8 protein-coding genes are annotated in these 7,163 nt (G+C 72.4%); 3 read left to right on the top strand and 5 right to left on the bottom strand.

Features of this window, described 5'->3' with window-relative positions; genetic code table 11:
- Positions 1-50: 50 nt before the first annotated feature.
- The 3 genes from PV350_RS42840 to PV350_RS42830 are packed head-to-tail and all read right to left on the bottom strand — an operon-like array spanning position 51 to position 2,435.
- Positions 51-1,292: a betaine/proline/choline family ABC transporter ATP-binding protein gene (locus PV350_RS42840; RefSeq protein ID WP_499512098.1), complete on the bottom strand. Its 1,242-nt coding sequence runs from the start codon at positions 1,290-1,292 to the stop codon at positions 51-53.
- Complete coding sequence (locus tag PV350_RS42835) at positions 1,285-1,932, bottom strand: ABC transporter permease (protein ID WP_499512097.1); 648 nt, start codon at positions 1,930-1,932, stop codon at positions 1,285-1,287. Before PV350_RS42835 ends, PV350_RS42840 begins: the two co-directional genes overlap by 8 nt.
- 26 nt (positions 1,933-1,958) lie before the next feature.
- Positions 1,959-2,435, bottom strand: coding sequence for an Lrp/AsnC family transcriptional regulator (locus PV350_RS42830; RefSeq protein WP_499512096.1), 477 nt, complete (start codon positions 2,433-2,435; stop codon positions 1,959-1,961).
- Positions 2,436-2,568: 133 nt separating this feature from the next.
- Here PV350_RS42830 and hppD point away from each other — a divergent pair, with 133 nt between their 5' ends.
- Positions 2,569-3,714, top strand: coding sequence for a 4-hydroxyphenylpyruvate dioxygenase (gene hppD / locus PV350_RS42825; protein ID WP_326575744.1), 1,146 nt, complete (start codon positions 2,569-2,571; stop codon positions 3,712-3,714).
- Between the two features lie 71 nt (positions 3,715-3,785).
- Here hppD and PV350_RS42820 read toward each other — a convergent pair whose 3' ends face one another.
- Positions 3,786-4,175: a hypothetical protein gene (locus PV350_RS42820; RefSeq protein ID WP_499512095.1), complete on the bottom strand. Its 390-nt coding sequence runs from the start codon at positions 4,173-4,175 to the stop codon at positions 3,786-3,788.
- Positions 4,176-4,293: 118 nt separating this feature from the next.
- On the opposite strand from PV350_RS42820, the gene PV350_RS42815 reads away from it, so the two are divergent.
- Positions 4,294-5,661 carry an FAD-binding oxidoreductase gene (locus PV350_RS42815; RefSeq protein WP_499512094.1) on the top strand — a complete coding sequence of 456 codons (1,368 nt, stop codon included), beginning with the start codon at positions 4,294-4,296 and terminating at the stop codon, positions 5,659-5,661.
- A gap of 38 nt (positions 5,662-5,699) precedes the next feature.
- Here PV350_RS42815 and PV350_RS42810 read toward each other — a convergent pair whose 3' ends face one another.
- Complete coding sequence (locus PV350_RS42810; RefSeq protein WP_500338795.1) at positions 5,700-6,185, bottom strand: SsgA family sporulation/cell division regulator; 486 nt, start codon at positions 6,183-6,185, stop codon at positions 5,700-5,702.
- A 459-nt stretch (positions 6,186-6,644) separates the two neighbouring features.
- On the opposite strand from PV350_RS42810, the gene PV350_RS42805 reads away from it, so the two are divergent.
- Positions 6,645-7,163, top strand: a 519-nt coding sequence (locus PV350_RS42805; RefSeq protein WP_500338793.1) for a DUF2510 domain-containing protein, incomplete at its 3' end; no start/stop codon positions are given.

Genomic DNA, 7,163 nt, shown 5'->3' with positions numbered 1-7,163 from the left:
CGGACATCCCGTCCCGTCCGTCCCGCCCGGCGGTACGCCGGTGGCGGGGCTCATGCCCGCGCCCCCGGTTCGTGGTCGGCGCCCTCCTGCTCCGCCCGGGTCTGCGGGGCGCGCAGCTCCTCCAGTTCGTGACGGTGTTCCAGGGCCGCCAGCCGGTCCTCCTCCAGCAGCTCGTGCACGGAGTTGAGCAGCGTCTCCATGTCCACCACCCCGGTGAACTCGCCGCGCCGGCCGGTCACCGCGACCCGTCCGCTGCTGTCGGTGAGCACCGCCTCCAGGGCGTCCCGCAGGGTCGCGTCCCGGGTCACCGTGTCGCCCACCAGCGTCCCGGCGCGGGCGAGCGAGCCCTTGGCGCGCAGCAGGTCGCCGCGCCGCAGCCACTTGTAGGGGCGGCCCCTGCGGTCCAGCAGCAGCAGTTCGTTGGTCGTGGTCACCTCCCGCAGCCGGTCGAAGATCGACTGGAGGGGGTCGTCCAGGCGCACCGTCGGGAAGTCGGCGACGCCCACGTCCCGCACCCGGGTCAGGTTGAGCCGCTTCAGGGCGGCCCCGGCGCCCACGAACCCGGAGACGAAGTCGTCGGCCGGATTGGTCAGGATCGCCTCAGGGGTGTCGAACTGGGCGATGTGCGAGCGCTCCCGCAGCACCGCGATGCGGTCCCCGAGCTTGATCGCCTCGTCGAAGTCATGGGTGACGAAGACGATCGTCTTGTGCAGTTCGTGCTGCAGCCTGATCAGTTCGTCCTGGAGGTGGTCACGGGTGATCGGGTCGACGGCGCCGAAGGGCTCGTCCATCAGCAGCACCGGGGGATCGGCCGCCAGCGCCCGCGCCACCCCGACGCGCTGCTGCTGACCGCCCGACAGCTGGCGCGGGTAGCGGCTGCGGAACTCCCTCGGGTCCAGCCCGACCAGGTCCAGCATCTCCTCGACGCGGTCCCGGACCCGCGCCCTGGACCAGCCCACCATCCGGGGGACGAGCCCGATGTTCTCGGCCACCGTCATGTGCGGGAACAGCCCGGAGGACTGGATCGCGTAGCCGATCTTGCGGCGCAGCTTCACCGGGTCCATGTGGGTGACGTCCTCGCCGCCGATGCGGATGCGGCCCGAGGTCGGCTCGATCAGCCGGTTGATCATCTTCAGGGTGGTGGACTTCCCGCACCCGGAGGGCCCGACGAAGATCACCGTCTCGCCGGCCCCGATCTCCATGCTCACGCCGTCCACGGCCGGCTCCGCGCTGCCCGGGTACCGCTTGGTCAGCTGCTCCAGCTCGATGGTCGCGCCCGACGCCTCAGCCACGGATCCCCCGGGGGACGGTGAGCCGCCCGAGCAGCACGTAGCAGGCGTCGAAGAGCAGCGCCAGGACGACGATGCCGACCGTCCCGGCCAGCACCTGGTTGAGGGCGTTGGCGCCGCCCAGGGAGGCGATCCCGCGGAAGATCTCGTTGCCGAGCCCCGGTCCGGAGGCGTACGCCGCGATCGCCGCGATGCCCATCAGCATCTGCGTCGCCACCCTGATGCCGGTCAGGATCGGCGGCCACGCCAGCGGCAGCTCGACCCGCGCCAGGGCGGCCGTCCGCGACATACCGATGCCGCGGGCCGCGTCGACCAGCGCCGGGTCGACCCCGCGCAGCCCCACGATCGCGTTGCGGACCACCGGCAGCAGCCCGTACAGCGTCAGGGCCGTCACCGTCGGGGGGACGCCGAGCCCCAGCCAGGGGATCAGCAGGCCGATCAGGGCCAGGGAGGGGATGGTGAGGATCGTCGCGGTGGAGGTGACGGCCAGGGCCGCGGCCCAGTCGCGCCGGTAGGACAGGACCCCGATCGCCACCCCGATCGCGGTCGCCAGCACCATGCACTGGAAGACCAGGCTGGCCTGCTGGTACGCGTCGATCAGCAGCTGCTCGTGGCGGCTGGCGAGGTACTCCCAGAAGCTCACCGGGCATCACCCCTGCCGTCCCTCGGCTACGTGTCCGCGTCCTGTGCCGCCTGCTCGACCAGCGGGATGATCCGCAACGGGACCGGGTTCTCCATGACGATCGCCGTGGAGGCCCGCACGATGCCATCAAAGCCCACAACCCGGTCGATCACACGTTGGAGATCGGCGTTCGAGCGGGCCACCAGCCGGCACAGCATGTCCCCCTGCCCGGTCGTGGTGTGCAGCTCCAGGACCTCCGGGACGCCGGCCAAATGCGCCCGCACGTCCGGGCCTTGCCCCTGCTTGATCTCCAGCGTGGCGAACGCCGTCACCGGATAGCCCAGCGCGGCCGGGTCGACCTGCGGTCCGAAGCCGCGGATCACCCCATTGGCCTGAAGGCGGTCCAGCCGTGCCTGCACGGTCCCGCGCGCCACTCCCAGGCGCCGCGAGGCCTCCAGCACGCCGATCCGCGGTTCCTCGGCGAGCAGCTTGATCAGCCGTCCGTCTAGCCGGTCGATCCCCATGACACCCCAGTCCCTCCTGTGACGGTGGTCACCGTGCACAGAATGCCGCCCGATTTCCGTCGACCGCTGTACAGCTTGTCCAGTCGTTCTGCGAACTATTGCGCACCTTGAGGTGCCGGGCGAGGCTGCTGCCATGACTGAGACCCTGGATCACACTTCCCCCACCCCCGGCGACGCGGACCCGTTCCCGGTCAAGGGAATGGACGCGGTCGTCTTCGCGGTGGGCAACGCCAAGCAGGCCGCCCACTACTACTCGACCGCGTTCGGCATGAAGCGCGTGGCCTACTCCGGACCGGAGAACGGCAGCCGCGAGACCGCGTCCTACGTCCTGGAGTCCGGCAGCGCCCGCTTCGTCTTCACCTCCGTCGTCAGGGCCGCCACCGACCACGGCCGCTTCCTGGAGGAGCACGTCGCAGCCCACGGCGACGGCGTCGTGGACCTGGCCCTGGAGGTGCCGGACGTCCGCGCCGCCTACGACTACGCCCTCGCCCACGGCGCCACCGGCCTGGAGGAGCCCCACGAGGCCGGCGACGAGTACGGCACCGTGGTGCTGGCCGCCATCGCCACCTACGGCCAGACCCGCCACACCCTGGTCGAGCGCGGCGCCTACAAGGGCCCGTACCTGCCCGGCTACGTCGCCGCCGAGCCGATCGTGGAGCCGCCGGCCAAGCGGTTCTTCCAGGCGATCGACCACTGCGTCGGCAACGTCGAGCTCGGCAGGATGAACGACTGGGTGACCTTCTACAACCGCGTCATGGGCTTCACCAACATGAAGGAGTTCGTCGGTGACGACATCGCCACCGAGTACTCGGCCCTGATGTCCAAGGTCGTCGCGGACGGCACGCTGAAGGTCAAGTTCCCCATCAACGAGCCCGCGATCGCCAAGAAGAAGTCCCAGATCGACGAGTACCTGGAGTTCTACGGCGGCCCGGGCGTCCAGCACATCGCCCTCGCCACCAACGACATCGTCGCCTCGGTCCGCGCCATGCGCGCCGCGGGCGTCGAATTCCTCGACACGCCCGACTCCTACTACGACACCCTCGGCGAGTGGGTCGGCGACACCCGCGTCCCGATCGACACCCTGCGGGAGTTGAAGATCCTGGCAGACCGGGACGAAGACGGCTACCTGCTGCAGATCTTCACCAAGCCTGTCCAGGATCGCCCGACCGTCTTCTTCGAAATGATCGAGCGACACGGTTCGATGGGCTTCGGCAAGGGCAACTTCAAGGCGCTCTTCGAAGCGATCGAGCGCGAGCAGGAGCGCCGCGGCAACCTCTGATCGCCACCGCCGCCGACTCCGGCGCCGGACCGTGCCCCCGCGGGGGAGGGCGCGGCCGGCGCCGGTCGCCGTCAGAAGACGATCGTGAAGTGGCGCAGGGCCGACAGGAACGCGTACGCGCCGAACCCCCACAACGCCAGCGCCCCCAGCACCGCCCCCGTCGCGGCCCACAGCCCCGTGCGCGGCGGCCGCCGCAGCGCCCCGGCGAGGGCACCGACCACCACCCCGGCGGCCGGCAGGCCCGCGATGAGCAGGGCGGCGTTCTCCAGGGCGACCTTGGCGCGGTGGTTGCCCACCCAGTCCGTGGGGCTCTGGTGCTGCGCCGCGTCCGCCGCGCCCATGATCCACAGCACCACCGGCGGGGCGAGCAGCACGACCGCCCACACGCAGCGCACCGCGATCCTCCGCCCGTGGCGTCGCCGCGCCTGTGCCGTGCCCCCGGGGTCCGTCGTATCCGTCACGGCGGTCATCCTCGCCGCGCCCCCGCCCGCGCCACCATCCGTACGGATACTCAGAAAGCCGTGGGCCGCGCGGTGACGTGATCTTCCCCGGGCGGCGGCGCGGTGCGAAGCTGGACGCATGGGCGATCTCATCGACCGGCTGCGCGCCGGACTCCCCGACGGGGCCATCCTCGCCGATCCCGACGTCACCGCCTCGTACGCCAACGACATGGCCAGCTTCTGCCCGGCCGGGGCGCCCGCGGTGGTCGTCCTGCCGCGCACCGTGGAGCAGGTCCAGCACGTCATGCGGACCGCCACGGCGCTGCGGGTGCCCGTCGTGCCGCAGGGGGCCCGCACCGGCCTGTCGGGCGCCGCCAACGCCTCCGACGGCTGCATCGTGCTCTCCCTGACCAGGATGGACCGCATCCTGGAGATCGACCCCGTCGACCGGGTCGCCGTCGTCGAGCCGGGCGTCGTCAACGCCGCCCTCTCCCGTGCCGTGGCCGAGCGGGGCCTGTACTACCCGCCGGACCCCTCCAGCTGGGAGCAGTGCACCATCGGCGGCAACATCGGCACCGGCTCCGGCGGCCTGTGCTGCGTGAAGTACGGGGTCACCGCCGAGTACGTGCTCGGCCTGGAGGTCGTCCTGGCCGACGGACGGCTGCTGCGCACCGGCCGGCGCACCGCCAAGGGCGTCGCCGGCTACGACCTGACCCGGCTGTTCGTCGGCTCCGAGGGCAGCCTCGGCGTCGTCGTGCGGGCCGTGCTGGCCCTCAAGCCCGCGCCGCCTGCCCAGTTGGCGCTGGTGGCCGAGTTCCCCTCGGCCGAGGCGGCCTGCGCGGCGGTCTGCGACATCATGACCGGCGGCCACGTGCCCTCGCTGCTGGAGCTGATGGACGGTACGACCGTGCGCGCGGTCAACGACATGACCAGCATGGGGTTGCCCGAGTCGACCGAGGCATTGCTGCTCGCCGCCTTCGACACCCCCGACCCGGCCGCCGACCTGGCCGCGGTGGGGGCGCTGTGCGCGGCCGCCGGGGCGACGCAGGTGGTGCCCGCCGAGGACGCGGCGGAGTCCGAAATGCTGCTGCAGGCACGGCGGATGGCGCTGCCCGCACTGGAGCGGGTCTCCACGGCCACGATGATCGACGACGTGTGCGTGCCGCGCGGCAGGCTCGCCGCGATGCTCGACGGGGTCGCGGCGATCGCCCGCAAGCACGACCTGACGATCGGCGTGTGCGCGCACGCCGGGGACGGCAACACCCACCCCGTGGTGTGCTTCGACGCCGCCGATCCCGAGGAGTCCGGCCGGGCCCGCGAGTCCTTCGACGAGATCATGGCGCTCGGCCTGGAGCTCGGCGGCACGATCACCGGGGAGCACGGCGTCGGCGTCCTGAAGAAGGAGTGGCTGGCCCGCGAACTCGGCCCGGTGGGCGTGGAGATGCAACGCGGCGTCAAGGCCGTCTTCGACCCGCTCGGCATCCTCAACCCCGGCAAGGTGTTCTGAACCCACGGCCGCGGCCACCCGGCCCGCGGGCCGTCGCCCTACGCGTCCGGCGGTTCGTCGGCGCCGTGCCAGGGTTCGGGCGTGCGGCGCTCGTCGCGCGCGCCCTCCCCGGCGGCCGGGGCCAGCAGCTCGTCCAGCCGCTCGTCCATGGCCAGGTGGTCCAGCTCCGTCCCCGGCGGCACCGCCCGCAGCGTGCGCTCCAGCCACGCCGCCACCGGGTGCGAGGACGCCTCCAGCAGGGCGGTGCCGTCCGGCGAGCTGAGGGCCATGCAGATCACGCTCCGCCCGTCCGTCTTGGTCGGCCAGATCCGTACGTCACCGTGCCCGCTCGGCCGGAACACCCCCTCGACCAGCAGCTCCCGGGCGAAGGTCCAGTTGACGGGGCAGTCGGAGCCGATGTGGAAGGTGATGTGCACGGCGAAGGGATCCTCCGCCCGGTAGGACAGCTTGGCCGGGACGGCGATGCTGCGCTCGGGCGACAGCACCAGGTGCATCTCCAGTTCCCGTTCGACCACGGTGTGCATCTCGTCGTCCTTTCCTCGGCGCGAAGGCCCCTGGCGGTGCTGCGCGGCGGATGCTGCGCGGGGCCCGCACCGGGAGAGAGCGCATACGGCCTTCACCATTACGCGGGTTCCGGGGATCGGGAGGACTTTCCCCGAAGGCCCGGCAGACGCGAGATGGATGCGGTAGACACGGAACGTCGCCGTCCGCACCGTCCCGGGTGCGTCCGGCCGTACGACGGCCCTCCCGTTACCGCCCCCGCCGCGCCCACGGCTCCGCGGCGCGCACGTCCCCGTCCGTCCGAGGCGGTGTCAGTTCGGAAGCGTATCGGTTCGGTCGACGGGATTTGCCCCGGAATACCGATCCTCGCCCAAGGATCGTTTCTTTCGTCCGCCCGCCGCGTTCTTCGTTAGTGTCGTCCCTTGCACGCCGGGGACGGCGGGCTGGTCCGAGCGTGTCGGTCGTGAGGGGAGTTGTCTCGGATGACCTCCGGTAGCAGCGGCGGGAGTCTGCCCGGTCCCGGGTACTACCCGGACCCGTCCATCCCGGGATACATCCGGTACTGGAACGGGTCCTCCTGGGTGCCCGGTACGAGCCGCCCCGCCCCGCAGCCCGGGGAGGACCTCGCGCCGCCGTCCGGTGCGGCCGTGGCAGCGGCCGGCCCCGCGCTGGCACCGCCGCCCGCGCCCCCGGTGCCGCAGACCCCGGCGGCGACGCCGTGGACCCCCGCGCTGGAGGAGTCCGGGCCGATGTTCCTGGACGAGGACCCGCTGGCGCCGAGGGCCGAACGCGGACCCGGCACCGGCACCTTCACCGGGCTGCAGGCACAGGCGCAGCCGCAGCCGCGCCCCGCGGAGCAGCCGCGGCGGGAGTCCCGTCCGGAACCCGCCCCGGAGCGGGCGTGGGCTGCCGACCCGGCCCGGCAGGACCCCGTGCCCCGCGTGTCGTGGGGCACCCCCGAGCGTGCGGAGCAGCCCGCCGCACCCGACCGGGTCCAGGCC

It is taken from the genome of Streptomyces sp. PA03-6a (assembly GCF_033792765.1).
Lineage (GTDB): Bacteria > Actinomycetota > Actinomycetes > Streptomycetales > Streptomycetaceae > Actinacidiphila.
This window is presented reverse-complemented; position numbering and strand designations above follow the sequence as displayed.

Bases quoted from the DNA above. Each gene is read 5' to 3' on its own strand.
- PV350_RS42815 (WP_499512094.1), top strand. From the start codon at position 4,294: ATGGGCGATCTCATCGACCGGCTGCGCGCCGGACTCCCCGACGGGGCC.
- PV350_RS42810 (WP_500338795.1), bottom strand. From the start codon at position 6,185: ATGCACACCGTGGTCGAACGGGAACTGGAGATGCACCTGGTGCTGTCG.
- hppD (WP_326575744.1), top strand. From the start codon at position 2,569: ATGACTGAGACCCTGGATCACACTTCCCCCACCCCCGGCGACGCGGAC.
- PV350_RS42830 (WP_499512096.1), bottom strand. From the start codon at position 2,435: ATGGGGATCGACCGGCTAGACGGACGGCTGATCAAGCTGCTCGCCGAG.